The sequence below is a fragment of the Isoptericola hypogeus genome (genome assembly GCF_039531145.1).
GTDB classification, from domain to species: domain Bacteria; phylum Actinomycetota; class Actinomycetes; order Actinomycetales; family Cellulomonadaceae; genus Isoptericola; species Isoptericola hypogeus.
Genome location: NZ_BAAAPM010000003.1, coordinates 1184132 through 1209805, shown reverse-complemented (window position 1 = coordinate 1209805; position 25674 = coordinate 1184132). Strand labels below are relative to the sequence as shown.

24 protein-coding genes are annotated in these 25674 nt (G+C 73.6%); 9 read left to right on the top strand and 15 right to left on the bottom strand.

The genetic code is table 11. The features are described from left to right. Positions 1-698: IclR family transcriptional regulator (locus ABD254_RS07715; protein ID WP_344247236.1), on the bottom strand; the 698-nt coding region annotated here is incomplete at its 3' end. A gap of 158 nt (positions 699-856) precedes the next feature. Here ABD254_RS07715 and ABD254_RS07710 point away from each other — a divergent pair. The 3 genes from ABD254_RS07710 to ABD254_RS07700 all read left to right on the top strand — a co-directional run bounded on the left by ABD254_RS07710 (position 857) and on the right by ABD254_RS07700 (position 4063). Continuing rightward, complete coding sequence (locus tag ABD254_RS07710) at positions 857-2758, top strand: FAD-dependent monooxygenase (protein ID WP_344247234.1); 1902 nt, start codon at positions 857-859, stop codon at positions 2756-2758. A 27-nt stretch (positions 2759-2785) separates the two neighbouring features. Continuing rightward, positions 2786-3385, top strand: coding sequence for a gamma carbonic anhydrase family protein (locus tag ABD254_RS07705; RefSeq protein ID WP_344247232.1), 600 nt, complete (start codon positions 2786-2788; stop codon positions 3383-3385). 87 nt (positions 3386-3472) lie between these two features. Further along, positions 3473-4063 (top strand): dihydrofolate reductase family protein, encoded by a 591-nt coding sequence (locus ABD254_RS07700; RefSeq protein WP_344247230.1) that lies wholly within the window; start codon positions 3473-3475, stop codon positions 4061-4063. Between the two features lie 47 nt (positions 4064-4110). Here ABD254_RS07700 and ABD254_RS07695 read toward each other — a convergent pair whose 3' ends face one another. The 6 genes from ABD254_RS07695 to ABD254_RS07670 form a co-directional block, all read right to left on the bottom strand. Next, the gene (locus ABD254_RS07695; protein WP_344247228.1) at positions 4111-4827 is read right to left on the bottom strand and encodes a PAS and ANTAR domain-containing protein; all 717 of its coding nucleotides are present in this window, start codon (positions 4825-4827) and stop codon (positions 4111-4113) included. A 148-nt stretch (positions 4828-4975) separates the two neighbouring features. Continuing rightward, on the bottom strand, positions 4976-6886 hold the full coding sequence (locus tag ABD254_RS07690; RefSeq protein ID WP_344247226.1) for a DUF222 domain-containing protein: 1911 nt from the start codon (positions 6884-6886) through the stop codon (positions 4976-4978). Between the two features lie 345 nt (positions 6887-7231). After that, positions 7232-7459 carry an SRPBCC family protein gene (locus ABD254_RS07685; RefSeq protein ID WP_344247224.1) on the bottom strand — a complete coding sequence of 76 codons (228 nt, stop codon included), beginning with the start codon at positions 7457-7459 and terminating at the stop codon, positions 7232-7234. 58 nt (positions 7460-7517) lie between these two features. Next, complete coding sequence (locus tag ABD254_RS07680) at positions 7518-9182, bottom strand: thiamine pyrophosphate-binding protein (RefSeq protein WP_344247222.1); 1665 nt, start codon at positions 9180-9182, stop codon at positions 7518-7520. A 198-nt stretch (positions 9183-9380) separates the two neighbouring features. Next, complete coding sequence (locus ABD254_RS07675; RefSeq protein ID WP_344247220.1) at positions 9381-9605, bottom strand: hypothetical protein; 225 nt, start codon at positions 9603-9605, stop codon at positions 9381-9383. Positions 9606-9681: 76 nt separating this feature from the next. Continuing rightward, positions 9682-11295, bottom strand: a complete 1614-nt coding sequence (locus tag ABD254_RS07670) for an amidohydrolase (protein ID WP_344247218.1) — start codon at positions 11293-11295, stop codon at positions 9682-9684. A gap of 175 nt (positions 11296-11470) precedes the next feature. Between ABD254_RS07670 and ABD254_RS07665 the strand changes: the two genes are divergently transcribed. The 4 genes from ABD254_RS07665 (at position 11471) to ABD254_RS07650 (ending at position 14692) form a co-directional block, all read left to right on the top strand. Further along, positions 11471-12679, top strand: coding sequence for an MFS transporter (locus ABD254_RS07665; protein ID WP_344247216.1), 1209 nt, complete (start codon positions 11471-11473; stop codon positions 12677-12679). Between the two features lie 113 nt (positions 12680-12792). Then, positions 12793-13539, top strand: a complete 747-nt coding sequence (locus ABD254_RS07660; RefSeq protein WP_344247214.1) for a GntR family transcriptional regulator — start codon at positions 12793-12795, stop codon at positions 13537-13539. After that, positions 13536-14381 (top strand): sulfite exporter TauE/SafE family protein, encoded by an 846-nt coding sequence (locus tag ABD254_RS07655; RefSeq protein ID WP_344247212.1) that lies wholly within the window; start codon positions 13536-13538, stop codon positions 14379-14381. The genes ABD254_RS07660 and ABD254_RS07655 overlap by 4 nt, the downstream gene beginning before the upstream one ends. Further along, positions 14378-14692 carry a hypothetical protein gene (locus ABD254_RS07650; RefSeq protein ID WP_344247210.1) on the top strand — a complete coding sequence of 105 codons (315 nt, stop codon included), beginning with the start codon at positions 14378-14380 and terminating at the stop codon, positions 14690-14692. The genes ABD254_RS07655 and ABD254_RS07650 overlap by 4 nt, the downstream gene beginning before the upstream one ends. Before the next feature lie 37 nt (positions 14693-14729). On the opposite strand, the gene ABD254_RS07645 is transcribed toward ABD254_RS07650, so the two are convergent. The 7 genes from ABD254_RS07645 to ABD254_RS07615 all read right to left on the bottom strand — a co-directional run bounded on the left by ABD254_RS07645 (position 14730) and on the right by ABD254_RS07615 (position 21625). Continuing rightward, positions 14730-15137, bottom strand: coding sequence for a nuclear transport factor 2 family protein (locus ABD254_RS07645; RefSeq protein ID WP_344247208.1), 408 nt, complete (start codon positions 15135-15137; stop codon positions 14730-14732). Then, positions 15134-15550: a VOC family protein gene (locus ABD254_RS07640; RefSeq protein WP_344247206.1), complete on the bottom strand. Its 417-nt coding sequence runs from the start codon at positions 15548-15550 to the stop codon at positions 15134-15136. Before ABD254_RS07640 ends, ABD254_RS07645 begins: the two co-directional genes overlap by 4 nt. After that, on the bottom strand, positions 15547-16329 hold the full coding sequence (locus tag ABD254_RS07635; protein ID WP_344247204.1) for a MerR family transcriptional regulator: 783 nt from the start codon (positions 16327-16329) through the stop codon (positions 15547-15549). Before ABD254_RS07635 ends, ABD254_RS07640 begins: the two co-directional genes overlap by 4 nt. A gap of 23 nt (positions 16330-16352) precedes the next feature. Then, the gene (locus ABD254_RS07630; protein ID WP_344247202.1) at positions 16353-18053 is read right to left on the bottom strand and encodes an amidohydrolase; all 1701 of its coding nucleotides are present in this window, start codon (positions 18051-18053) and stop codon (positions 16353-16355) included. Beyond that, complete coding sequence (locus ABD254_RS07625; RefSeq protein ID WP_344247200.1) at positions 18050-18865, bottom strand: MoaF C-terminal domain-containing protein; 816 nt, start codon at positions 18863-18865, stop codon at positions 18050-18052. The genes ABD254_RS07630 and ABD254_RS07625 overlap by 4 nt, the downstream gene beginning before the upstream one ends. A gap of 76 nt (positions 18866-18941) precedes the next feature. Then, positions 18942-19541, bottom strand: coding sequence for a hypothetical protein (locus tag ABD254_RS07620; RefSeq protein WP_344247198.1), 600 nt, complete (start codon positions 19539-19541; stop codon positions 18942-18944). After that, the gene (locus ABD254_RS07615) at positions 19538-21625 is read right to left on the bottom strand and encodes a primary-amine oxidase (protein ID WP_344247196.1); all 2088 of its coding nucleotides are present in this window, start codon (positions 21623-21625) and stop codon (positions 19538-19540) included. Before ABD254_RS07615 ends, ABD254_RS07620 begins: the two co-directional genes overlap by 4 nt. 222 nt (positions 21626-21847) lie before the next feature. Here ABD254_RS07615 and ABD254_RS07610 point away from each other — a divergent pair, with 222 nt between their 5' ends. Both ABD254_RS07610 and ABD254_RS07605 read left to right on the top strand, forming a co-directional pair. Continuing rightward, positions 21848-23416, top strand: coding sequence for an APC family permease (locus ABD254_RS07610; protein ID WP_344247194.1), 1569 nt, complete (start codon positions 21848-21850; stop codon positions 23414-23416). Beyond that, positions 23413-24570, top strand: a complete 1158-nt coding sequence (locus ABD254_RS07605) for an MBL fold metallo-hydrolase (protein WP_344247192.1) — start codon at positions 23413-23415, stop codon at positions 24568-24570. The genes ABD254_RS07610 and ABD254_RS07605 overlap by 4 nt, the downstream gene beginning before the upstream one ends. A gap of 118 nt (positions 24571-24688) precedes the next feature. Here ABD254_RS07605 and ABD254_RS07600 read toward each other — a convergent pair whose 3' ends face one another. Continuing rightward, positions 24689-25636 carry an AraC-like ligand-binding domain-containing protein gene (locus ABD254_RS07600; RefSeq protein WP_425553680.1) on the bottom strand — a complete coding sequence of 316 codons (948 nt, stop codon included), beginning with the start codon at positions 25634-25636 and terminating at the stop codon, positions 24689-24691. Positions 25637-25674: the final 38 nt, after the last annotated feature.

Below are 25674 nucleotides of genomic sequence, written 5' to 3'. Positions count from 1 at the left end.
GCGTCCCGGACGGCGCGCCCGGAGCGTGCGAGTCGCGCCGCGACCTGCTCTGGCTCGAGCGGGCTCGCGACGTGCACCACGGCGATGGCCGCGGGGCCGCGGCCGCGCAGGGCGAGCGGCACGGCGACGGACTCCAGGCTCGGGATGACCTCGTCGTGGCTCGTGGCGTAGCCCCGGCGCGCGGCGTCGGCCACGGCCGCGCGGAGCGCGTCTGGGGCGTCGGCGGGCCACTCGGCCTCCGGCAGCAGCGTGAGGATCGCCTTGCCCGGTGCGCCGGCGGTGACGGGGTGCCGGGCCCCAGGGCGCTGCGCGACCGGCGCGACCGCGTGCCGCGGCTCGACGCTGACGAGCGTCACGCACTCGTCGTGGTCGAGCACCGCGAGGAAGCAGGTCATGCCCAGCTCGTTCGCGACGGCGGTCAGCTCGGGGAGCGCCTCGGCCTGCAGGTCGTGGGCGACCCCGGCGGCGAGCGCCGCCATCCGCGCGCCGAGCACGACGCGGCCGTTCGGGTCCCGCACGACGAGGCCGTGGTGCTCGAGGGTGCGCAGGAGCCGGTACGCGATCGAGCGGTGGACGCCCAGGCGTGCGGCGACGTCGTCGATGGTGGGAGCCTCGCGGGCGTCGGCGAGGATCTCGAGGATCTGAATGCCGCGGCTGAGCGTCTGGGACGCGGCCGGTGCGCGAGCCGGTTCGGTCATCGTCGTCCTCCTGGCCCGAGCGTTGAGCGGCACGGTGTTCCCGGTTAGAGTGCATTCAATAGTAGAACGCTGCGTTCGAATATAGAACGCAGCGCCTGAAGTGGCAAGGCCTCGACGCGGGTGTCGAGGGAGCACATCGACGACGATGAGGAGAACCCGTGCAGTTCCACCACCACGGCTACGTGTCCGGCGACCCGCGGGTCCAGGCCGCCGCGGGCACCGGTCTGGACCGGCCCCACGAGCTGCCCGACGTCGTCGACGTGCTCGTCGTGGGCTCCGGCCCGGCGGGCATGCTGCTGGCCGCCCAGCTGTCGCAGTACCCGGACGTCACGACGCGCGTCGTCGAGCGTCGCGACGGGCGGCTCGTGCTCGGCCAGGCCGACGGCATCCAGCCGCGCAGCGTCGAGACGTTCCAGGCGTTCGGGTTCGCGGAGCGCATCACCGCCGAGGCGTACAACATCGGCTGGATGAACTTCTGGGGCCCGGACCCGGAGAACCCCAAGGACATCGTCCGCACCTCGCGCACCGAGGACTACGGCCTCAAGATCAGCGAGTTCCCGCACCTCATCGTGAACCAGGCGCGCGTGCTCGACTACTTCGCCGAGGCCGCGGCGCACGGGCCGGGCCGGGTCGTGCCCGACTACGGCGTCGAGTTCGTGGGGCTCACCGTGCACGACGGTGACGACGCCGGCGAGTATCCCGTCGAGGTGCGGGTCCGCCACGTTGCCGGCGACCTCGCGGGCACCGAACGCACCGTGCGGGCGAAGTACGTGGCCGGGTGCGACGGCGCCCGCAGCGCCGTGCGCGAGTCGATCGGGCGCAAGCACGTCGGCGAGTTCGCGGCGCACGCCTGGGGCGTGATGGACGTGCTCGTCAACACCGACTTCCCGGACTGGCGCACCAAGTGCGCGATCAACTCGGAGGCGGGGAACATCCTGCACATCCCGCGCGAGGGCGGGTACCTCAGCCGCATGTACGTCGACCTGGGCGAGGTCGCCGCCGACGACCACCACCAGGTGCGCCGGACGCCGATCGAGGAGATCGTCCGCCGCGCCAACGAGATCCTCACGCCCTACACGCTCGACGTGAAGGAGGTCGCCTGGCACAGCGTGTACGAGGTCGGCCACCGCGTGACCGACAAGTTCGACGACGTGCCCGACGGCGAGGAGCACCGCACCCCGCGCGTCTTCCTCACCGGCGACGCCTGCCACACCCACAGCGCCAAGGCGGGGCAGGGGATGAACGTGTCGATGCAGGACGGGTTCAACCTCGGCTGGAAGCTCGGGTCCGTCCTGAGCGGCATCGCCCCCGAGTCGCTCCTGGCCACCTACTCGGCCGAGCGGCAGCCCGTGGCGCAGCAGCTCATCGACTTCGACCGGGAGTGGTCGAGCCTCATGGCGCGCAAGCCCGAGGAGATCTCGGACCCGCAGGAGCTCGCCGACCACTACCTCGCGACGTCGGAGTTCCCCTCCGGGTTCATGACGCAGTACGGGCCGTCGTCGATCGTGGCGGGTTCCGCCCGCCAGGAGCTCGCGGCCGGCTTCCCCGTCGGCAAGCGGTTCAAGTCCGTCGAGGTGACGCGCGTGTGCGACGGCAACGCCGTGCACCTGGGGCACCACGCCAAGGCCGACGGCCGGTGGAGGGTCTACGCGTTCGCGGACGCGCCCGCACCGGGTGCGGACTCCGCGCTCGCCCGCTGGGCGGAGTGGCTCGGGTCGCCGGGATCGCCGGTGGCCCGGTTCACCCCGGCGGGGGCGGACGTCGACGCCGTGTTCGACGTGAAGGTCGTCTACCAGCAGTCGTTCCAGGACGTGGACCTGGGCGCCGTCCCGGGGGTGTTCCTCCCGAAGACGGGCCCCCTCGGGCTCACGGACTGGGAGAAGGTGTACGCGGCCGGGCCCACGGTGTGGACCGCCGCGGACATCTTCGCGGAGCGTGAGCTGTCGCGCGACGGCGTGGTCGTCGTCGTGCGCCCGGACCAGTACGTGGCGCACGTCCTGCCGCTCGGTGCCACCGACGAGCTCGCCGAGTTCTTCGCGGGGGTGTTCGTCGGCCACTGAGCGCTCCCGATTGGTACGGTCCGAGTCATGCTCGTCCGCCATCGAGGTGCCGCACCGACCGTCGACCCGTCCGCCTGGGTCGCGTCGACGGCGGTGCTCGTCGGCGACGTGCAGGTGGCAGCGGGGGCGCGGATCCTGCACGGTGCCGTCCTGACGGCGGAGGACGGCGCCGTCGTCGTCGGGCGGGACAGCGTGATCATGGAGCAGGCGCTCGTGCGCGGCCGCAGCGGACACGCCGCGCGGGTCGGCGCCGCCGTGATGGTGGGGCCGCACGCCCACGTCAACGGCAGCGTCATCGAGGACGAGGCGTTCGTCGCGACCGGTGCGGCGCTGTTTCCCGGGAGCCGCGTCGGGGCCGGCGCGGAGGCGCGCATCCACGGCGTGGTGCACGTCAACACCGTGGTCCCGCCCGGCGCGGTCGTGCCGATCGGGTGGGTCGCGGTGGGCGACCCGGCCCGGATCCTGCCGCCCGACCGCCACGACGAGATCTGGGCCCTGCAGCGCGAGCTCGACTTCCCCGGCACCGTCTACGGGGTGGAGCGGGGCACGCCCGCCCGCGAGACGATGCGACGCCAGTCGGAGTTCTACGGCTCCCACCGGGACGACGAGCAGGTTTACGGCGGTTGAGCCACCGCCGTGCACGTGGCGTCGCCCCCTGGGGATACTGAGGACGCGGAGGCGTCGTCGACGACGCCCACCTGGGAGGGACCCGCGATGGCTGACCTGATGATCGACTACATCACCTCGCTGGACGGATTCGGCTCCGCCGAGGGGTGGCCCGGGCTGTGGGGCATGGGCGGTCCGGACTACTTCGCGTTCCTCGCGGAGGACGGTCGGGAGGAGTACACGACCCTGCTGGGCGCCACCACCTACCGACTCTTCGCGGGCTTCGCCGAGACCGGCGAGGAAGAGATGGCCGAGGTCACGGCGCGGCCGAAGGTCGTGTTCTCGTCGACGCTCCGCGAGCCGTTGGCGTGGGCGAACACGACTCTGGTCGCAGGTGATGCCGTCGAGGCCGTGCGCGAGATGAAGCAGGGCGACGACACCCCGCTTCGCACGATCGGCAGCCCCAGCCTTGCTCGGGCGCTGCTCGTCGCGGGCCTCGTGGACCGGGTGCGCGTGGTCGTCTTCCCGGTCGTCAACGGCGCCACTGGCGGCGACCGTCTGTACGACGGCTGGCCCGACGTCCGGCTGGAGCTCCTCCACAGCCGAACCCTCGACGGGGCCCTGACCCTGCTCGAGTTCGCCCCGACCGTGCTCGACGGGCCGCCGGGGACGGCGGCAGGGTCCGTCGGCGGGGTCTGACGGCGGGGTCTGCCGGCACGGTCAGCCGGCACGGTCAGCCGGCAAGGTCAGCCGGCAAGGTCAGCCGGCCGCGGGGCCTCGGCGGCCGCCTCGTCGTCCGCTGGCGCCGGGGCGGGGGCGTCGAGGAACGCCGTCAGCTCTTCGGGGGACGGGAACATGGTCATGCCCGGGCGGGCGAACCACTCGACGAGCCACGTGGCGAGCTCGCGCACCGGCACGTTGGAGAGGTTCGACGCGACGCGCAGCCGGTCGAACGCGTCGTCCGGCTCGAGCGCAAGCCCGACCATGAGCACGCCCTTCGCCTGCTCGATCGCGGCACGGCGCTCCGCGGACGCCTGGATGGAGACGGTCGCCTCGCGCTGGGCGAGCTCTCGGTTGGCGTCGGTGACGTCGATGAAGTAGCCGAAGAGCTCGGTGACCTCGCCGGTCTCGGGGTCCTTGCGGCCCTGACCCGTGACGGCGAGGGTGCGGATCTCGCCGTGCCCGTCGACGATGCGGTGCACCGAGCTGAAGGGCTGACCCGTCGCCGCGGCCTGCTTGAGCACGCTGTCGACCCGTGCCCGGTCGTCGGGGTGCTTGTGGGAGAGCATCAGCTCGGTCGTGGGGACGATCTCGCCCGGTGCGAACCCGTGCATCGTGAAGATCTCGTCGGACCAGGCCCACTCACCGTTGGCCAGGTCGAGGCGGTACCGGCCGACGGGCGGCCGGCTGCCCGGCGCGAGAGCTGCCTCGAGAGCCTCTTCCGAGACCTGGGTCTTGTCCACTTGGGCTCCCCTCGTCAACACCGCGTGGCCCTACTGTGCACCCGCGCGCCGGGCGCGCGCCAGGGCAGGACCGGCACGGGAGGGGGTGGGCGAGCCGCAGCTGCACGGCCCCGGCGCTGGTTCGACCACGGGCCGGTCGCCCCAGGCGTCAGAACGGTGGTGCACCGGCGTCGTTCGCGTCGTTCGCGCCGTCCGCGATCGGCGTCGGCTCCGGGCCGGCGTCTGCGGGCTTCGCCGCAGGTTCGGAGGGTCGGGTCGCCGCAGGTGGGCCGGGTCGGGTCGCGGGTTCGGCGGGTCGGGTCGCGGGCTCGAACGCGGACGCGTTCCCCCGGGTCTCGGCGGCGGCCTTCGCGGCCGTCGTGGCGCTCGGATTCTCGGAGGCCGGCTCGCTGATCAAGGACCGTGCCTCGGCGGTCCATTCGTCGAGGAGTCCGAGGGTGTGGACGGCGCTGCCGGGGGTGGTGAGGTAGGTACGCCCGCGGGGTGAGGTCCAGGCCAGGACGCCGTGGTCGAGCTGTTCGACCGCCCACCGGGACTCGTGCTTCAGGGTGTGATGTCTGCGGCACAGGTGGGCCAGGTTCTGCGCGTCGGTGGGGCCGCCGTCGACCCAGGCGAGGGTGTGGTCGACGTCGCAGCTGCGTGCGGGGATGCGGCAGCCGGGGAAGCGGCAGGTGACGTCGCGCTGGGTGAGGAAGGCGCGCAGGTCGGCGGGCACGACGTAGCTACGCCGGTCCACGGTGAGCATGGCCCCGGTGACGGGGTCGGTGAGGATGCGCCGCAGCGTCGGGGCGTGGGCGGCGAGCTGTCTGGCGGTCTCCGGGTCGAGGGGGATGGCGCCGTCCAGGATCGCGGAGTCCTCGCTGGTGCCGGTCAGGGTGGTGATCGGCACGGTCACGTGCACGACGGGGCGCACGCTGCGCGCGAGCGTGGCCAGCGGGTCCGGTGGCGCGCACGAGGGCGTGTTGTCCGGCAGCCCGGAGGTCAGCGCGTCCTTCGAGGAGTCGGGGATCGGCGACGCGGTCGGTGCGGTGTTCTCGCCGGATTGCATCCCGCCCGGTGACGGCGTTTGCGCCGCGCCCGGCGGCGACGGTGGTGTCGCGCCCGCCGTACCCAGGGGTTCCGTGCCGGGTGGCGCCCCGGATGCTGCGCCTGGTGAGGTGTCCGGTGAGCTGCCCGCCGTCGACTGTGCCTCCACGCGAGCGGCATTGGCCGCCGCGGCGCCTGCAGAGTCGTCGTCGGCGCACTCGCCGATGTCGGCGCGCTCGAATGTGTCGGCGGCGTGTTGCGAAGCACTTGCCTCGGTGCTGCCGGTGCTGCCGCCTGTGTCGTCGAGCAGGAGCGCGGTCAGGGTGGCGGCGCGTAGCTGCCCGATGCCGCGGGGGTCGCCGCCGGTCTTGGCGCGGGTGGCGGTGCGGGTGAGGCGGTCGTGCACGGCGTGCGCGACGGGTGCGGGCAGGTGCGCGGTGAGCCAGGACATGCCGTCCTTGCCGTCGTCGACCCACACGTCGGCCTTCAGCTTGGCGGCCTCGTGCCGGACCTCGGCGGGCACGGGGTGCAGCAGGTCGCGGGCCGCGCGGGCCAGGGCGCCGAACTTCGCCGCGGTCACCTCCGGGGCGCGGTGCAGCACGACCGCTTCGATCTCGGCCACGGCGTGGGCGGGCAGGTCGGCCACGGCCTCGACCAGGACGGCCGCGTGCCGGTAGCTGATCCGCCCGGTGCACAACGCGTCGAGGGTGGCCCTGGCGCGCCGGGTCAGGACCTGCGCGTCGGACAGCAGGGTGGAGGCCGAGGCCTCGCCGATCCCCAGCGCGCACGCGACCTCTGCCGCCAACGCCCGGTGAGCGACGGACGAACGCCGTATCGCCGGCGCGGTCGCGACCCGCGGGACCTCCAGGTCGAGCATCGTCTCCGGGGCGGTCTCGGTCGCGGCGAGCACCTCGGCCAGCGCCACGGTGCGGCGTCCCAGGGCGGCGTTCGCGGCCGTCTGCTCGTCCGCTGCCCGGCCCAGCGCAGCATCCAGCACCAGTTGTGCTGCTGCGGTGCCCGGCGTCCGTGCCATGCGACAAGTCAACCAGGAGCCACCGACAAAAACTCGAACAGGTGTGCGAAGAATGGCGTGCCTTGTGGACGGCCGCCGCGGGCGACCCGGCTGATCGAATCGGCCTCCGCAACAGAGCCGCGGCGACGCTCGAGGGGCACGCGCCGTACCCGCGTCGGTCGAGGTCAGCGAATCTTCGGGGCCGAGCTCGGCGAGGCGCCGGAGGACGGTGTCGCGCCACCTCGGGCCCATCCGCTCGCATGCATCGCGCGGACGTGTGTCGTCGAGGTCGAATCCGGAGTGCTCGAGCAGGAGCCGGGCCCGTGGCCCTCGGCGACCAGTCTCCAGGTCAGGGTCCAGTCGCCGTCAAACGTGTACGCGAACCGGTCGTGCGGGAGGACTCCGCCACCCTGCACGGATCGAGCCGAAGCCGGGCATCTCCAGGTGGAACCCGTGGCCGAGGTCTTCGGCGACATCGCTCTCCGCCCACCACTGCGCGTGCAGCTCGGGCTCGGTGAGGGCGCGCCAGACCGTGGCGGGCGGGGCGTCGAGGACCTGGTCGACGGTGACGGCGCCGGTGCGGCAGCAGGTCATGAAGGGTCTTCCCCGTGCTCGAGGACGTCGCGCGGAGGTCGTTGCTGGTCGAGCGCACCTACCGGCTGAGGTTCACCCGCAGGATCTCCTCCTGGTAGGGGGCGACGACGGTGGGCGAGACGCGGCAGTCGAGCATGAGGAACCGGCGCTGGTCGACGGGCTCGGAGGTCCACGACGCGAGGCGGTCGAGGTCCGCGAGCGAGCGCACGACGACGCCCTCCGCGCCGACGGCGGCGGCGAGCGCCGCGAAGTCCGTCTCGGGGATGCGCATCGGCTCCTCGGCCAGTCCCTGCCGCCCGTACACGTGCACCTCGGCGCCGTAGACGGCGTCGTTCCACACGACCGCGACGCCGCGGCCGCCGGCGGTGCGCACGGCGGTCTCGAGGTCGGCGAGCGCCATGAGCCCGCCCCCGTCGCCGGTGGTGAGCACGACGGCGTCCTCGGGTCGCGCGGCCGCGGCGCCGGCGACGCTGGGGAAGCCGAGCCCGATGGACTGGTAGGCCGTGCCGACCATCATCATCCGGTCGGGCGACGCGACGGGCCAGTACATGTTGGCCCAGCCGATGAAGTGGCCGCCGTCGGAGACGACGACCCGGTCGTCGGGCAGCAGCGCCCCGAGGCGGTGCGCCACCGTGCGGGGGTCCAGACGTCCGTCGCTCGCGAGCCCGTCCGCGGGGCCGGTCTCGTAGGCGCGGGCGGCGGCGACGTCCACCGACTCGCGCCAGCCGGACGGCGCCGCTCCGAGGCCGCGCAGCTCCTCCAGGAGCGCGCGCGCCACGAGAGCGGCGTCGCCGCGGACGAACCCGCCGACGTGCCGGTGCGTCGCGGCAGGGGCGACGTCGACCTGGACGACGCGGGTGCCGGGGGAGAACAGGTCGCCGAAGCGCATCGTGAACTGGTTGAGCGACGCGCCCAGCACGACGGCCACGTTCGCCTCGCGCACCAGCGCCATCGCGCCCTCGGCGCCGAAGCCGCCCGCGACGCCGAGGTCGTACCGGCCGTCGGGGAAGACGCCGCGGCCGAGCGCGGTCGTGGCGGTCAGCGCCCCGGTCGCGGCGGCGAGCTCGCCGAGCGTCTCGCCCGCGCCGGCAAGCCAGGCCCCGCGCCCCGCGAGCAGCAACGGGCGCTGGGCGCCGGCGAGTGCACGGGCGAGGTCGCTGATCGCGGCCGCGTCGAACGGCCCCGCGGGGGCCAGCGGCCCGGGCAGCGCCGGCTCGGGGGCATCGGGGACCGGGCCGGCCTCGAGGGCGGCGACGTCGTAGGGGATCGCGAGCACCACCGGCACGCGGTAGGTCAGCGAGTGCTCGATCGCGATGACGGTGGTCGCGGCGGCGTCCGCGCGGCCGACGGTATACGTGCGGGCGCCCACGGCGGCGGCCAGCGCGATCTGGTCCACGTCCCAAGGCCGCGGGCCCGACGTCGGCTCGTCGCCGGCCAGCAGCACCAGCGGCACGCGCGCCTGGGCGGCCTCCGCGAGAGCGGTCAGCGTGTTGGTGAAACCGGCGCCGTAGGTGACGGTGGCGGCGGCGATGCGGCCGGACGCGCGGTAGTAGGCGTCGGCGGCCACCACGCCGCCCGCCTCGTGCCGGACGGCGGTGAAGTGCGTCGACGTGGAGCGCTCGACGTCGTCGAGGAACCAGGCGTTGCCGTTGCCCATGACGCCGAAGACGTGGTCGACGTGCTGGGCGAGGGTGCGGGCGACGTGCGCGGACACGGTGGGCACGGGGGCCTCCAGGGGAACAGTGACGGATGAGTGGTGCGGTCCGTATGTGTCCCGTGCGGGCCGGGTGGTGGTGGCGATGAGCCAGGTCCGCCGCGCGCCCCTTTTTCGAGCGCAGGCGGCACGTGTCCGCCTCGACGTTCGGGAGTATAGCCACGGCCGGGCGCGTGGGGAGGCCCCGCCCGACGACGCCGGCCGAGGTCAGCGCAGCAGCGCCATCGTGCACATGTCGAGCCCGGCGGCCATGGCGGGGCCGGTACGGTCGCGGCCGACCTGCGTCATGGGTCCGGTCACCGGCGTCGTGCGGGGCTCCGCCGCCGCGGCGGGGAGCAGCAGCGTGCCCGCGGCGCCCGCCCCGAGGAGGGTCAGGACGGCACGGCGCGACATCGTGTCGTGCGAAGGCATCGTCTCCGGACGGTGCTCCATCGGGTCCTCCGTCGCTCGGGGCTGCGACCTCCACGCTAGGCAGGTGCCACCCGGACCGCATCCGGTCCGTCCGCCGTCACGACGCCTCGTGCACCGTCACCCCCCGCTTGAACGTCCGCAGCACCTCGATCTGCCGGATCTCGTCGACGGGGACCTCCAGGGGGTTCGCGCTGAGCACGGCGAGGTCGGCCAGCTTGCCGACCTCGATCGAGCCGCGGTCGTGCTCGAGCCCGTACTGGTAGGCGGCGTCGACCGTCAGGGCGCGCAGACCCTGGAGGGGCGTCACGCGCTCGTCGGCGCCGAGCACCACGCCGTCCGCCGTGGTGCGGGACACCGAGCTCCACAGGAGCAGCAGCGGGTTGATCGGGGTGACCGGGTAGTCCGAGTGGTTGGACGGGCGCAGCCCCGCGTCGATCGCCGACCTCATCGGGGAGATGCCGGACGCCCGCTCCAGGCCCAGGTTGCGCAGGTGGGTGTCGCCGAACATCAGGGTGTGCACGGTGAACATCGACGGCTCGAACCCGGCCTGCGCGTAGCCGTCGAGCTGGTCGCGGCGCATCACCTGCGAGTGGATCGGGACGGTGCGGCGGTGCGGGCGGGCGCCCGCTGCCACGGCGGCGTGGTGGGCGGCGAGCAGCTGGTCCACGGCGGCGTCGCCGTTGACGTGCGCGTAGACCTGGACCCGGTTCCGGTAGGCGAGCTCGACGAGCCGGTTCGTCGTGGCCGGGGTCATGGTGGCGAGACCGCGCCAGTCCTCCTCGCCGTTGGGCCCGCCCGTGAGGTACGGCTCGGTGAGGAACGCGGTCTTGCCCTGCGGGGAGCCGTCGAGGATGAGCTTCACGCCCTGCAGGGTGTGGCCGCCGACCGTCGTGTCGACGAGGCCGGAGGCGATGGCCACCTCGAGCTCGTCGAACAGCACGAGGGAGCGCACGTCCACCGGCAGCGGCGACGCCGCCGCGTGGGCGCGCATCTGCTGCACCTCCTCCCACGACGCGGCGCCGTCCTGCACCGTCGTCGTGCCCCACCGGGCGTACTCCGCGAGCATCGCGTCGAACTCGTCCGGCCGGAAGGCCAGCAGGTCGAACACCAGCGGCGTCCACGCCTGCTCCCACAGCACGCCGTTGGGGACGTCGGTGCCGGGATAGCGCCCGATGGTCCCGCCCTCCGGGTCGGGGACGCCCGGCAGGTAGCCGAGGTCCTCGAGGATCCGCGTGCACGCCACGCCCCCGTGCCCCGACACGTGCGCCACCATCGCCCGATGGTCGGGGAACTCGCGGTCCAGGACGTCGGCCGTCAGCTGACCGCCGTCGTCCATGTCGTCCGGGAACCAGCCCCAGGCGACCAGCCGCTCTCCCGGTGCGGGATCGTTCGCCGCCAGGTTCTCGTGCATCGCCGCGAGGAGGTCCGCGACCGTCCGCACGTCCCCCGCCGGCGGCGCGTGCACCGCGGCGTGCCGGAACAGGGAGCCGCCGGTTCCCGAGTGGCTGTGGCCGTCCACGAACCCGGGCACGAGCGTGGTGCCGCGGAGGTCCACGACGGCCGTCCCCGGGTCGGGCCGCGCCGCCAGGTCGGTCGACGAGCCGACGGCGGCGATGACGCCGTCGCGCACGATGACGGTGTCGGCGACGGTGTCGGCGGCGTCGAGGGTGAGGACCGTCGCGTTGGTCAGGATCAGGTCGGGCCGGGGCATCGGGCGCTCCTCTTCTCGGGGCGGTGGCTGGACCCAGGCTGGCACCGGCTCGCTCTTGCCGCGACGGGACGGGCCGAGGGGTCGTCCCTCCGGGTCAAGCAGCGTGCGTCGTGGGTCAAGCCGCCGCACGCGGCCGTCGTCGAGGCTGAGACGCAGCCCACCCCGAGGAGACGACGTGACGACGCCAAGCGCACCCCCGACCACGGAGTTCGCCGCGGGCGACCCGCTGCACGAGCTCAGCGGGCGGATCTACCTGTTCATCGGCGTCTTCTCCGCCGTGCTGTACACCGTGCTGCTCGTGGCCCCCGTCATCGCCGGTCCGCTGATCGACAAGTACCAGATCGATCCCGCCCAGACGGGGCTGCTGTTCTCGGCGGAGCTCGGCGCGTTCAGCCTCGCGACCGTCCCGGCGTTCCTGTGGCTCACGCGCGTGCGGCTCACGGTGTCCGTCACCGTGTGCACGGTGGTCGCCGCGGCCGGGCAGCTCGTCTCGGGCTTCGTCGACGACTTCGGGGTGCTGCTCGCGGTGCGCGTCGTGACGTCGCTGGCGGCGGGATCGATCACCGTGGTGCTGCTGTCGCTGAGCCCGCGGACCCGCAACCCGGGCCGGGCGTTCGGCATCTTCGTGGTCGCGCAGCTCGCCATGGGCGCGCTCATCCTGGCGCTCTTCCCCGTCCTGTACGCGGGCGCCGACGTCGCGGCGATCTACTGGACGCTCGCCGCCCTCACCGCGCTCTGCCTCGTCTTCGTGCCGCTGCTGCGCGGCGTGTCGCTGCGCCCGGCGCCGGGACGGACGGCGGAGGTGGCGCGCGTCGCCACGGGCACCGCCGGCCGCTTCGCCGCCGGGCTCGTGGCGATCCTGCTCTTCTACCTGGCCCTCAGCGGGGTGTGGTCGTTCATGGGCCAGATCTCGGCCGCCGCGGGGAACGCCGAGGGGCCGACGAGCGTCGTGCTGTCGGTCGCGACCGCGGCCGGCATCGTCTCCGCGCTCGTCGCGACCGCGCTGGGCGAGAGCCGGTACCGGGCGCTGTTCCAGGTGCTCGGCCTCGCCGGCATGGCGGTGTCCGTGCTCCTGCTGCTGGGCGCGCCCGCGCTGCTGCGTTTCGCGGTCGCGGCGGTCCTGTTCAAGTTCGCCTGGACGTTCGTGCTGCCGTACCTGTTGTCGAGCGTCTCGAAGCTCGGCGGCCCGCAGGCGATGAACACGACCAACCTCATGATCGGCGGTGGCTTCGCGCTCGGACCGATCCTCGGCGGCTGGATGACCCAGGCGACCGGCGGCTTCGGGCTGATGCTCGTCGTCTCCGTCGGGTGCCTGCTCGCGGCGCTCGTCTGCGCCCTCGTGCTCAACGGCGGGCGTCTCGTGGAGCACGCTCCCGGAACCTGACCGTACGGCGCGCCGTCCTCTGCCCCCGGGGGGCGCCTCGTCGCCCCGTTGCGGCACGAGGGCGATCGACGCCCCGGGTCGATTGTTATAACGACATGATCTATGGTCGGTCGATGGTTCCCGCACCCGGCACTCCGCTCTACGCGCAGGTCGAGAACGCCCTGGTCGACCGCATCGGTGTCGACCTGCACCCGGGCGACCGGTTGCCCACGGAGGACGAGCTGATCGAGCAGTTCGGGGTCAGCCGGATCACGGTGCGCCGGGCGATCCAGAACCTCGCCTCGCGACGGCTGGTCGTGACGAAGCAGGGTCGGGGAACCTACGTCGCGACACCGAGGATCAGCCAGCCCCTCACAGAGCTGACCGGCTTCGTCGAGGACATGGAGCGTCAAGGACTCCACGCCCGGGCGCGGGTCCTCGTCGTCGAGGAAAGTCCGGCGTCGCGCGAGGTGCGGGAGGCGTTGAGCCTCCCCCTCGGCGCCACGGTGACCCACATCGACCGGGTCCGCCTGGCGGCCGGTGTCCCGGTCTCCTTCGACCGTACCTACCTCCCCCCGGATCTCGGGCGGCTGGTCGCGCAGGACGATCTCGAGAACGAGCCGATCTTCTCGCTGCTGGAGCACCGGCACGACACCCCGCTGGTCGAGGCGTCCTACGCGCTGCAGGCGAGCACCGCGGACCCAGCCGTCGCCCGCGCCCTCGACGTCCCCGAGGGCAGCGCCGTGCTCAGGATCGAGCGCACGTCGTACACGACCGGCGGACGGCCGGTGGACTACGAGATCCTGCACTATCGCGGTGACCCGATCACCTTCACCACGCGGCTCCCACGTGCCGCTGCCGAGCCCGGGAGCGAGAGGTGACGCTCGATCAGTTCGCGGTCCTGTGTGCGGGCGCTCTCGCGGCGGGTGCGCTGGGCAGCGCCCTGGGGATGGCCGGGGGCATCTTCGTGGTGCCGCTGCTGACCCTGTACGCGCACGTGCCCTTCCCGGCCGCCGTCGCAGTCGGCCTGGTGTCGGTGATCGCGTGCTCCTGCGCCAGCGCCCCGCGGTTCCTCACGGCAGGACTGACCAACCTCCGGCTCGCGGTCGTGCTGGAAGCGGCCACGGCCCTCGGTGCCGTGGTCGGAGTCCTCATGATCGGGACGGTCCCGGAAGGCTTTCTGTACGGGACCTTCGCGGTCGTCCTGCTGGTGTCGGCGGTCCAGATGATCACGGGCCGACGCCACCGGTCGTCGCCGTCGGTCGGCCGCTCGAGCAGCAACCTCGCCCTGGGTGGCTCCTATGCCGACTCCCATGGATCGACCGTGGTCTACGAGGTGTCGCGCCTACCGCTCGGGATGACGTTCATGTTCGGTGCCGGCACGCTCTCCGCGCTCCTGGGCATCGGGAGCGGAGTTCTCAAGATCCCCGCGATGGATGCGGCCATGCGGCTACCGATCAAGGTGTCGTCCGCGACCGCCAACCTCATGATCGGTGTCACCGCCTGTGGTGCCGCGGCTGCGTACCTCGTCTCCGGCACGCTCGACCTCGTGCTCGCCGCGCCCGTCGTCCTGGGCTCCGTGGCCGGCTCGATCCTGGGTGCGCGCATCCTCGTGCGAGCTGCGGGACCAGGGCTTCGCGTCGTGTTCGCCGTGGTGCTGCTCGCCCTGGCCGTGCCCATGACGATGAACGCCTTCGGAACGACCTGGACGGTGTCCTCATGAACGACCGTGCGACCCGGAGCCCGGGTCGGGACGAGGCCCTCGCCCGCCGGATCGCAGTCCTCATGCGAGTGGGGACGGCCACGGGGACGGGGCTCCTCGTCGCCGGCGTCGCCTGCCTCGGGGCCGGCGCGCACCGACCGTCCGCCGTCTCGCTCGTCGCGGGGTGCAGCGTCCTCGTCCTGCTCCCTCTCGTCCGCCTGGTGATGATGCTCGACGACTTCGCCCGGCGGGCAGACACACGCTTCGTCGTGCTCACCGCGGTCGTGATCGGCCTCGTCGTCGCCGGAGCGGCGGTCGGCGTCGCCGCGTAGCGGGCCGTGTCAACCGCTGACGGACGTCGTGCGGGAGTCAGGGCGAGGCCACCGGTGTGATGTGGCTCAGCACGCACAGCCAGCGGCCGTCGCGTCGCACGAACATGCTCGTCGTCCATTCGTCGGCGTCGAACCGGCGACCCTCGTAGTGGGCGGTGTTGGTCGCCCGCGTCGTGAGGACGGCGACGTCGCCGTAGACCCGGACCCGGGGCTCGCCGACGCGGTCCATCGCCGAATGGGTGAGCCCGCCGGACGCGACGTAGGTCAGGAACTGCTCCTTGGTGGCGATGCCCGACTCCGAGACGATCACCCAGTCGTCCGCCATGAAGCTGCCGATCTGCCCGGCATCGTTCGAGACGATCGCGCGGGTCCATTCTTGGTCGACCGCGACCAGTTCGGCGTGGACCGGATCTCGGGAGCCGGTCGTCGTGGCGGCGTCGCTCATCGAACTCTCCTCGCTCGCGCTGGGTCGGCACCCTCCTGAGCACCGATGAACCACCGGTGGCCGAACGGATCGCGAAAGACGGCGACCCGGCCCGCGTGCACATCGTCCTCCGGACCGCGGTCGAGACGCACGCCGGCGGCGGTCACCCGTGTCGCGACCTCGTCGACGTCGTCCACGGTCAGGTGCAGCGACACCGCGGCACCACGGTCGGTGCCGGGCGGCTCCACGCCGATCTCGGGGAACGGGTCGGCCATCATCCAGCGGGCCCCGGCCACCTCGAGCTCGACGTGCCCGACCCTGCCGTCGGGCATCACGATCGGCTCGTGGACGACCTCGGCCCCCAGCGCCTCGCGGTACCACTCGACCGCCCGGCGTGCGTCGCCGACGCACAGGTGCGGTGTCAGCTCGCTCATCGGTCCACTCCGTCCGTCTCCAGCGGTTCCATGAACGACCACAGCCCGCCCTCGCCGTCGCGGGCCGCGTACTCACGCACGCCGTAGGGCATCTCGGTCGGTCCGTAGGCGATCTCGCCGCCGGCCGCTCGCACCCGGCGACAGTGGGCCTCCACGTCGTCGACGTGCACCGCCATGCAGTGGGTGGTGCGGCCGACCGTGGCCGGCGAGGCGAGCCTGAAGCGGTCGCTCTCACGATGAAGCCAGATCAGCCCGTCGCCCGCGTACACCTCGCCGTGCACGACGGTGCCGTCGTCGTCCCGCGTCAGCTCTCCCGGCGCGAAGCCGAAGACCTCCACCAGATGGCGCTGGGCGGCCGCAATGTCGCGATAGATCAGGAGCGTGAGGCGACGGGTGACCGCCGCCTCGGCGTCGCCGAGTCCGGACAGGACGCCGACCAGCTCGACGTCGGTCGGCTCCCCACCGCCCATCAGCCGCTCCTCCACGGTGCGGACCCGCTCGCGCTGCCTGGTCAGGTCGGCGAGCCGGCGATCGATGTCGGCGAGGTGCCTGGTGGTCAGCGTGAGCAGGTCGGCGCTGTCGGGGTCGAGCTCGGCCACCGGCGTTCCGAGCTCGCGCAGCACCCGGATCCGGTAGAGCCGGTCGACGTGCGCGGCGTCGTAGCGGCGTCGCCCGCCCGCGTCGCGGCGCGGGGCCAGCAGCCCGAGCTCCTCGTAGTAGCGCAGCGTCCGCTCGGTGAGCCCAGTACGGGAGGCCACCTCGCCGATCGTCCTGTCCATGTGGATCACGCTAGGACCTCACGTCACGTGAGGTGCAAGGGGTCGACCGGGAGCGTGCCGCGGTCGAAGACCTGGCGCCCGGCGAACCAGGTCTCGACGACCGTGGTCCGCACGACGTCCTCCACACCGACGGCGAACGGGTCCTGGTCGAGGAGGACGAAGTCGGCGGACTTGCCGGCGCGCAGCGACCCGGTCTCGTCGCCGATGCCCATGGCCTCCGCACCGGCGACGGTGAACGCCGCCATCGCCTCGTCGAGGCTCAGCGCCTGCTCCGGCCAGAGGGTTCCGGGGAAGCGTCCGTACGGGTCCGACCGAGTCACCAGCCCCTGGATGCCCTCCCAGGCGTTCGGCGACTCGGAGACCGGCCAGTCCGACCCGCCGGCCACGAGCGCGCCGGTGTCGAGCAGGGCCCGGTTCGGCTGCATGCGCCCGGCCCGGTCGGCGGGCAGCACCGTGGAGATCGCGTCGGGGATGACCCCCGGGAACCACAGGAACGGCGAGATGTCGGCAGACACGCCCAGCTTGGCGAAGCGCGCCAGGTCGTCGGGGTCCACGAACTGACCGTGGGCGATCTGGAAGCGCGGGGAGGTGAAGCCCTCGCCGCGCAGCCGCTCGACCGTGTCGAGGACGAGCCGGACCGACGCGTCCCCCGAGCAGTGGATCTTGGCCGACAGGCCGTGCTCCGAGGTGCGGCGCAGCCACCCGTACAGCTCGTCGGCGTCGAGCGCGGTGGCGCCGCAGTGGTCGGCGCCGTGCTCGCCGTCCGGCAGGTACGGCTCCAGGAAGGCGCCGGTGCGCGCCGGCGGGACGCCGTCGAGGAAGATCTTCACGAAGTCAGGCCGATGGTGCCGGGTGCGGTACGGCTCGCCGCCCCACACGAGCGCGTCGCCGACGGCGTCGAACCCGAAGATCGGGTCGTTGACCGTCAGGGACGAGACCACCCAGGCGTCCAGCTCGCCGGCCTCGTCGAGCGAGCGCAGCGCGGCGACGATCTCGTGGGACGCCGCGGCGTCCTGGAACGCCGTCACGCCGTAGCTGCTGAGGATCTCGATGCCGCGCCGCGACGCCCGCCGGTGCTCGGCGGGGCCGAGCGGGTTGCTGCGGGCCTGCGCCGCCTCGGCAGCGAGCCCGGCCGACTCCAGCAGCACGCCCGTGGGAGCACCGCTGACAGGATCGAGCTCGATGACGCCGCCCGGGCCGGGGTCGCTGTCGGCGGTGATGCCCGCGAGCTCGAGGGCCCGGGTGCTCGCCCACCGGTTGTGCCGGGAGTCCTCCATGAGCAGCACCGGCCGACCGCCGGCGGCCTGGTCGAGCTTCAGCCGCACCGACTCCGACGAGATCTCCGTGCGCCGGTTGCTGCCCCAGGCCCCGCCCACGACCCACGCGTCCTCCGGCAGGCCGGCGGCGTGGGCGGCGACGGCGTCCAGGATCTCCGGGACGCTCGCCCCCGCGGGCAGCGTGAGCTCGAACAGGTCGGTGCGGCCCGCGAACGCGTGGTGGTTGTGGACGTCGACCAGGCCCGGCATGACGAACGCCCCGCCCGCGTCGTGGATCTCGGTGCCGTCGCCGGCACACGCGCGGGCCTCGGCCGCGCTGCCGACGGCGAGCAGCCGCCCGTCCCGCACCGCGAACGCCTCCGCCCAGGGGGCGGACGGCTCGGCGGTCCAGACCCGGGCGTTCTCGACGACGAGGTCCGCGGGACGGGGGTCGCGGTCGCCCGTCACGCCCGCACCTGCGCGCCGGCGTCCGCGTGGTCGGTCGTGTTGAGGATCTCCGCCCGCGCGCCCACCGGGAAGTTGACGAAGGACGTGGTGTCGAAACCGTCGTTGCCGAAGATCTTGCCGTCGGTCTTCATCCGCTCCAGGTCGACGAGGATCAGCCCGAGCGTCGGCACGATCTTCTCCCGCCACACGAAGAGCGTGAGGCGGTCCCGCAGGCCGACGTGGTGGCAGCGGTCGGTGTCCGCCAGCCCCTTCTCCACCCCCTGCAGGCAGTGCCAGGTGTACAGGTCCGGGGTGAGGTAGACGTGCTCGTAGGCCTCGTTCGGCGAGTACGTGTACCTGGTGCGGAGCCCGACCAGCTCGGTGGTCGGCGCGTGCAGCGGCGCCGTCGACCCCGCGACGCGGCCGTGCCGGACGCGTGCCGTGACGCCGGTCGGCTCCTCGCCGCGCTGCACCCGCGCGTAGGCGGACTCGGCGCGCACGGCGTCGGACGGCAGCGCGCCCTCGACCACGGTCACGAGCCCGGCGTCCGTGTCGAGCACGGCCGTCGTCGACGTCGTGACCCCGGCCGCCTCGACGACGCCGTCGATCAGGTAGACACCGCTGCGGACGGACGTCACGCGCGCGGGGATCCCGGGCGTCTCGACGGCACCCGAGAACCGGGCGACGCCGTCCGCGAGGCTCAGCGTGGTGCGCGCGCCGTCGAGCTCGAGGTCGAACGACGAGCCGTCGAGGTCACGGGTGGGCTCGAGGATGTTCGCGTCGGCCGCGAAGCCGTCGCCGAGCGCGCCGACGGAGATGAACGATTCGGACATGGGTCCTCGATTCCTGGTCTGGGTCTGGTCGGACTGGTTCGGGGTCGAGAGCGGGTCACCGGGCCGGCCGGCGGGGTCAGAGCAACGCCGCCCCGGCCATCGCGGCCACCGCGCCGGCCCCGGCGAGGGCCTCGACGCGGTCGACGCGGCGTCGGCGAGGGGTCAGCGTGACGCCGCACCCGGCGGCGACGTGGACGGCGGCCGCGACCACCGCGACGGCGGTGAGCGCGCCGCCGTGGTGGTGCGCCCCGGCGCCCACCGCGGGCATCGCGCCCGGCGTCGTGGCGTGCTGCGCCATCGCCGCCGTCAGCGCCGCCATCACCGGCAGGCACGTGACGTGCAGCAGGTGCAGCGGCGCCGGGTCGGCCCCGCCGTCGCCGGCGGCTCCCTCGGCCGAGGCGCGCGGGCCTTCGGGGGCGTCGCGCCGGCCGGCCCACGCCGCCGCGATCCCGGCCGCCAGGAGGGCGCCGGTCCACGCCAGGGGCGTCCACGCGCGGATCGTGCCGGTCGCCATGCCGGCCGCCATGTCGGACATCGCCGCGAGCATGACGACCCCCGTCAGCCCGGCCACTACCCGCGCCCTCCCGCGCAGCCGGCGCAGGCTGCACACCACGGCGGCGGCCCCGAGCGCGAGGGCGGCCCAGTGGAGAGCCGGCGAGGACGCGAGCACGGTCACGACCCGCAGCCGCACCCGCAGCCCGTGCCCGCGGCTCCGCCCGCGGCTCCGCCCGCGCCCGCGTCGCCGGCAGATGCTCCGCCGGCGCCCACGGCCCCGTCGGCGGAGGTCTCGCAGTGGCCCACCCCGCCGTCGGGCAGGTCCAGGGCGGGGTTGCGGTCGCAGAAGCCGTACGGCTTGAGAGTGAAGCCCGAGTAGTCGACGGGCATGATCGGCCAGTCCTCGGGGCGGGGCACGTGCGTCGGGCCGAACACGTGCCAGAGCACGAGGTCGGTGCCGTCGAGGTCGCGGTCGGCGGCGGTCCAGGCGGGCAGCCCGGCGCCGCCGGCGTGCGCGTTCGGGTAGGGGCCGGCGGGGAAGCGCTCGTCGGGGTCGAACGTCGTCGCCCACAGGTGCTTCGTCGCGAACGTCGCCCGGGCGTGCACGGTCGAGTCCGGCTGCGCCATCAGCACCGGGCCGCCCTGCGGCACCAGGTGGTAGGCGGTGGGCTTGCCGACGTGGTTGCGCCGGTGCGCGCTGGCGATCTCCCACACGCGCCCGGACGCGGGGGAGGCGAGGCGGGCCGCCTCGGTCTCCCGGGCGAGCTGCCGGCTGCGCCACGTGAACGCGTTGCCGTACGGGTTGTCCTCGCCGGTGGGGATACCGACCACGTCGACCTCGTGCAGCGTGTTGTCCTCGCCGTCGACGGCCATGTCGAGCCGGGCGCAGAACAGGTGCTGGTGCACGGGGGTGAAGACTCCGGGCGCGATCTCGGGGGCGTGCGGGTTCTCGGTTCCCGGGACGCCGGCGCCGGCGAAGACGATGCCGGTGGCCTTGGCCTCGACCTGGATCGTGCCGTCGAGGTACAGGTACCAGAAGAACCCGTAGTCGTAGTTGCCGATGGTGGCGAAGTAGCTGATGACCAGGCGCCGGCTGCGCCGGACCTCCGCCTTCCCGGCGAGGTCGGTGTGCTTCCACAGGACGCCGTAGTCCTCCTCGTGCATGCACACGACCTGGGGGATCTTCACGGGGTGGCCCTGGTCGTCGGCGACGAAGCCGTCGAAGTAGTGGATGACGCCGAGACAGTCGCAGCCGAGCGCGAGCGAGTTGGCGTTCTTGCCGAGCAGGTACTCGCCGGCGTCGAAGTAGCTGATCCAGAAGCGCGTCGACGTCGTGTCGCCGTAGGGCACCACCATCTCGGGCACGCTGCCGCGGTACAGCACCGGACGCTCCTCGGCGTCCTCGCCCTGTCCGTCGCGGAACGTCACGGTGTTCAGCACCAGGCCCTCGCGAGCGTTAAAGCCCACGCGGAAGCGCCAGTTCTCCCACGTCACCTCCGACCCGTCGACGGCGAAGCTCGGCCCGTCGGGCTGAGTGATCTCGATGGGCTTGAGCGACGTGCGGGCCGGCCCCTGCGCGGCGAGCGAGTAGTCGCCGGACGCCATAGGCACGGGCACGTCGCCGTCGTCCTCGACCCGGATCACGCGGCACTCGGTCAGGTCGATGTGCACGACGAGGCCCTCGACGGGATGCGCCCACGGGCTGTCGTCCGGGTGCGTGCGCAGGAAGGTGAGCGACCGGATGACGCGGCGGCCCACCTCGTCCTCGCGGCCGAAGAACCCGGGCGCGAGCGGTGCGCAGAACGCGTCCTCGACGTACGCCTCGAGCCCGCGGCGGCGCATCGCCGCCCGCCACCCGGGCGACGCCTTCGCGATCTCGGCCGCGGCGTCGTACTCCTCGAAGAGGTACTGGGGCTGCCCGAACGGGGTCACGTCGTTCCCGAGCTCGGCGTGGCTCTCGACGCGCCGGTCGGTGACCGACACGACCGCCTCGCTCGCCCGGCCGGTGGCCCGGTCCAGGAGCGTGACGGCGACCCGGCGGTGCGGGGCGGTGCCGGGCCGCCACGCGGCGACCTCGTCCTTCGACGGCTCGACCGGGAGCAGCTGCGGCACGCGGACGTCGCCGACGAGCAGCCCCGCGGCGACGAGCACCTCGCGCGCGACGGCGATCTCGTCGCTCGTCAGCGGGTCGAGGGGGTGGACGGCGTCGACGGGCGTCGTCACACGGGCGCCGTGCGTGTGCGTGGTGTCGGGGAGGTGCGTCATCGGGATCCTCTGTCGAGCGGTCGGTCCGGCCAGTATCGGCGGCCGCCACCGCCGCGGTCATGACCGTGGGCGCTCGGCGGTTGACCGAGGACGAAGAGGTGCACCAGGTGTGCCCCCGTGGTCAACCGGCGTGCGCGCTCGGGACAGAGACGGGCGACGAGAGCCCCCAGAATCGGGCTCGTCCGCTGCGACGGCCGCCGCCGTCCGTCCGAAGGAGGAACGTTGACCACCACCCAGAAGGTCGCGACCAGACCAATGCCCGACGAACCCGCGCAGGCCGCGGGGCCGCGCGGCGAGCGACGCCTCGGCGTGATCGCCGTCGCGTTCATGATCGTCGCCGCGTCCGCGCCGCTGACCGTGGTCGCCGGCGGCGTGACGTCGACGTTCTCGGTCACGCACGTGGTCGGCGTCCCGGTGGCGTACGTGCTGCTCGCGGTCGCGCTGGCCGTCTTCGCCGTCGGGTACGCGGCCATGAGCCGGCACATCACCAACGCGGGCGCGTTCTACGCGTACGTCGCGCAGGGCATCGGACGGTCGGTCGGCGTCGGCGCCTCGCTGGTCGCCCTGGTCGCCTACAACATGATGCAGATCGGCATCTGGGGCATGTTCGGCTTCCAGGTGTCGACGTTGATCGCGGAGAAGACCGGGGCGTCCGTGCCGTGGTGGGCGGGCGTGCTGGTCGGGATCGCGGTCGTCGGCTGGATGGGCGTGCACCGTGTCGACCTGTCGGCGACCGTGCTCGGGGTGCTCGTCGCCCTCGAGTTCCTCGTCGTGATCGTGTTCGACGTCGTCGCGTTCGCCCACCCCGCCGAGGGGTTCTCGACGGCGCCGGTCGAGCCCGCGAGCCTCTTCGTCCCGGGGATCGGCGCCGTCTTCGCGTTCGGCATCGCCGCCTTCATGGGGTTCGAGTCCGCCGCGATCTACGGCGAGGAGTCGAAGGACCCGCGGCGCACCATCCCGCGGGCCACGTTCCTCGCCGTCGGCGTGATCGGCGTCTTCTACGCGATCTCCGCGTGGGCGCTCGCACTCGCCGTGGGCGTCGACAAGATCCTCGACCCGGCCGGCATCGCGCCCGAGGAGGCCGGGCCGCCCCTCTTCTTCGGCTTCGTCGCCGAGCACCTGGGCACCCTGTGGGTGGACCTCATGTCCGTCCTGTTCATCACCAGCCTCTTCGCGGCCCTCGTCAGCTTCCACAACGCCGTCGCCCGCTACCTGTTCTCGCTCGGCCGCGAAGGGGTGCTGCCCGGCCGGCTCGCCGGCGTGCGCGCCGGGCACGGCGCCCCGTGGGTCGGGTCCGTCACGCAGACGGTCCTCGCGCTGGTGGTCGTCGGGGCCTTCGCCGTCGGCGAGTCGGGGTGGGACCCCGCCCGCGGGCCGTACCCGGTGATCACGCTCTTCACGTGGCTGACGAACGCCGGGGCGCTCGGGCTCGTGCTGCTCATGGCGGTCGTGTCCCTGGCCGTCGTGGGCTACTTCCGCCGGGACGCGCGCGGCGTCGGGCTCGGCGCCCGCGTCGTCGCGCCGGTGCTGGCCGCACTCGCGCTCGTGGCCGTGCTCGTCATGATCCTGGCGAACTTCACCGTCCTGCTCGGCCAGGAGAGCGCCGACGCGACGACGTACGTCCTGCCCGCCCTGCTCCTGCTGCCCGGGCTCGCCGGCATCGCCTGGGGGCTGCGCACCCGCCGGGCGCGGCCGGCGGTCTACGCCGGCATCGGGCACGGTGGCGAAGAGGCCCCGCCGGCGGGCGCCACCCCTGAGCACACCGACACGACGACCGGAGGCACACGATGAACCAGCACCTGACCGACGGCCCCGACGACACGACCGCCGCGGGCGTGTCGCGGCGCCACCTCCTGAAGGCCGGGACGATCGGGACGGTGGGCGCCGCCGTCTGGGGGAGCGCCGCGGCGCCCGCGGCGGCGTCGACCGCGAGCGTGGTCGGTCGGCGCCCCGGGTCGCGCGGCGTGGAGCTCGTCGCGCTCGGGACGGCGGCGGGACCGCCGCTCGAGTCCGGCCACGCGGGCATCTCGACCGTGCTGCGGGTGCACGGGCGCAACTACGTCGTCGACTGCGGGCGCAGCGCGCTGACGCAGTACAGCCGCGCGGGGCTGCTGCTGCCCGACCTCGCGGGCATCTTCGTCACGCACCTGCACGCCGACCACGTGGCCGACCTCTACAACTTCTTCCTGCTCGGCGGGTGGGGCGAGGGCGACGGCGAGCACGACGCCGGGATCACGCAGCGGGTGCCCGTGCACGGGCCGGGCCCCGCGGGCGCGCTGCCGCCGGCGTTCGGCGGGGGCGACGTGCCCACGGTCGCGCCCGAGAACCCGACGCCGGGCCTCGCCGACCTCACCCGGCTGAGCCTGGCGGCGCACGCGTACTCCACCAACGTCTTCCTGCGCGACTCCGGCATCCCGGACCCGCGGGAGCTGATGGACGTCCGCGAGATCGAGGTCCCCGACGTCGGGGCGGACCCGCTGGGCGACACCGCCCCGCCGATGGAGCCGTTCCTCGTCGCCGAGGACGACCGGGTGCGGGTGACCGCCGTGCTGGTGCCGCACGGCCCGGTGTTCCCGTCGTTCGCGTTCCGCTTCGACACCGACGCGGGGTCCGTGGTGTTCTCCGGCGACACGGCCCGCAGCGACAACGTCGTCAGCCTCGCCCGCGGGGCGGACGTGCTCGTGCACGAGGCGATCGACCTCGACCACTACCGCAGCGTCGGCACCCCCGAGGTGGTGCTCAGCCACCTCGAGCAGTCGCACACCACGACCGAGGACGTGGGCCGGGTCGCGCAGGCTGCGGGGGTGGGCACCCTGGTGCTGAGCCACCTCGCGCCCGGCGCCGAGGACACCGTCCCGGACCACCGCTGGGTGTCGCGGGCGCGGCGGCACTTCGACGGCCGCGTGGTCCGGGCGCGCGAGCTGATGCGCGTGCCGGTCGGCTGAGCGGAGGTGCAGCGGAGGGTGGGGGCCGAGGAACGAGGCACCCGCCCGAAGCGGAACCGCAGACTCGGCCGACATCGGCCCGGCTGAGCGGCCGGCCGAGCGCCGGCCGGCCCGGGGATCAGCGCGTCGCCCGGTACTCCCGCGGGGAGGCGCCGTACTCCGCCTTGAACGCCCGGCTGAAGTGCGCGGCGTCGACGAAGCCCCAGCGGGCGGCGATGGCGGAGACCGGCGCGTCGGCGAGGCGGGCCGACGTCAGGTCCCGGCGGCAGTGCTCGAGCCGCCGCCGGCGGATCCAGGTCGAGACGGTCGACCCGGTGTCGTGGAACAGGGCGTGCAGGTGCCGGGTGGAGATGAAGTGCGCGGCAGCGATGGACGCGGGCGTGAGGTCGGGGGAGCCCAGGCGCTCCTCGATGTGCGTGCGGATGCGCTCGAGCAGCTCGTCGTGCGGGTCGCGGCGGGCCGACCGGCCGAGCTCGGCGGAGAACAGCGTCGAGACGAGGTCGAGAGTGCTGTGGGCGAGTCGGGTGCCCGACGCCTGCTCCAGCTGCTCGATGTGGTCGCACAGGTGGGTGAGGAACGGCGTCACGATCGCCCCCACGCCGGCGTTCCCGCCGAGCCGCACCGCGGTGAGCTGCTCCACCATGCCGGCCGGCAGCTCCAGGCGGCTCTGCGGGAACATCACGACGAGCGAGCGGAACTCCTGGCCGAACTCGAGCGTGTACGGGCGGCGCGTGTCGTAGACGGCGAGGTCGCCCGGTCGCAGCACCGTCTCCCGGCCGTCCTGGACCAGCAGGCCCGTGCCGGCGAGCATGAGGCTCACCTTGAACGAGGGGTGGTCGTCGTGCGCCGCCTGTTGCGGGGTCCGTTCGACGACGTGCCGGCCGCCCTGCAGGTCGCTGACGTGGACGTCGTCGACGGTCACCGCGCGCAGCACGCCGCGGAACGACTCCGGGGAGCTGCTCGAGAGGCGCAGCGGCAGGAACGCGTCCGCGACCGCGGCCCGGTAGGCCTCGAAGGTCGGCGTCACGTGCGTGGCGAGCCTGCTGGGCATCGGCGTCCCCCTCATCGTCCTCGGAGCGACAACGGCGTCGGCGTCCCGTGCGG

Coding starts and splice junctions, on each gene's coding strand:
- ABD254_RS07705 (WP_344247232.1), top strand. CDS start 2,786: ATGCTCGTCCGCCATCGAGGTGCCGCACCGACCGTCGACCCGTCCGCC.
- ABD254_RS07700 (WP_344247230.1), top strand. CDS start 3,473: ATGGCTGACCTGATGATCGACTACATCACCTCGCTGGACGGATTCGGC.
- ABD254_RS07690 (WP_344247226.1), bottom strand. CDS start 6,886: ATGGCACGGACGCCGGGCACCGCAGCAGCACAACTGGTGCTGGATGCT.
- ABD254_RS07685 (WP_344247224.1), bottom strand. CDS start 7,459: ATGACCTGCTGCCGCACCGGCGCCGTCACCGTCGACCAGGTCCTCGAC.
- ABD254_RS07675 (WP_344247220.1), bottom strand. CDS start 9,605: ATGGAGCACCGTCCGGAGACGATGCCTTCGCACGACACGATGTCGCGC.
- ABD254_RS07670 (WP_344247218.1), bottom strand. CDS start 11,295: ATGCCCCGGCCCGACCTGATCCTGACCAACGCGACGGTCCTCACCCTC.
- ABD254_RS07660 (WP_344247214.1), top strand. CDS start 12,793: ATGGTTCCCGCACCCGGCACTCCGCTCTACGCGCAGGTCGAGAACGCC.
- ABD254_RS07650 (WP_344247210.1), top strand. CDS start 14,378: ATGAACGACCGTGCGACCCGGAGCCCGGGTCGGGACGAGGCCCTCGCC.
- ABD254_RS07645 (WP_344247208.1), bottom strand. CDS start 15,137: ATGAGCGACGCCGCCACGACGACCGGCTCCCGAGATCCGGTCCACGCC.
- ABD254_RS07640 (WP_344247206.1), bottom strand. CDS start 15,550: ATGAGCGAGCTGACACCGCACCTGTGCGTCGGCGACGCACGCCGGGCG.
- ABD254_RS07635 (WP_344247204.1), bottom strand. CDS start 16,329: ATGGACAGGACGATCGGCGAGGTGGCCTCCCGTACTGGGCTCACCGAG.
- ABD254_RS07625 (WP_344247200.1), bottom strand. CDS start 18,865: ATGTCCGAATCGTTCATCTCCGTCGGCGCGCTCGGCGACGGCTTCGCG.
- ABD254_RS07615 (WP_344247196.1), bottom strand. CDS start 21,625: ATGACGCACCTCCCCGACACCACGCACACGCACGGCGCCCGTGTGACG.
- ABD254_RS07605 (WP_344247192.1), top strand. CDS start 23,413: ATGAACCAGCACCTGACCGACGGCCCCGACGACACGACCGCCGCGGGC.
- ABD254_RS07600 (WP_425553680.1), bottom strand. CDS start 25,636: ATGAGGGGGACGCCGATGCCCAGCAGGCTCGCCACGCACGTGACGCCG.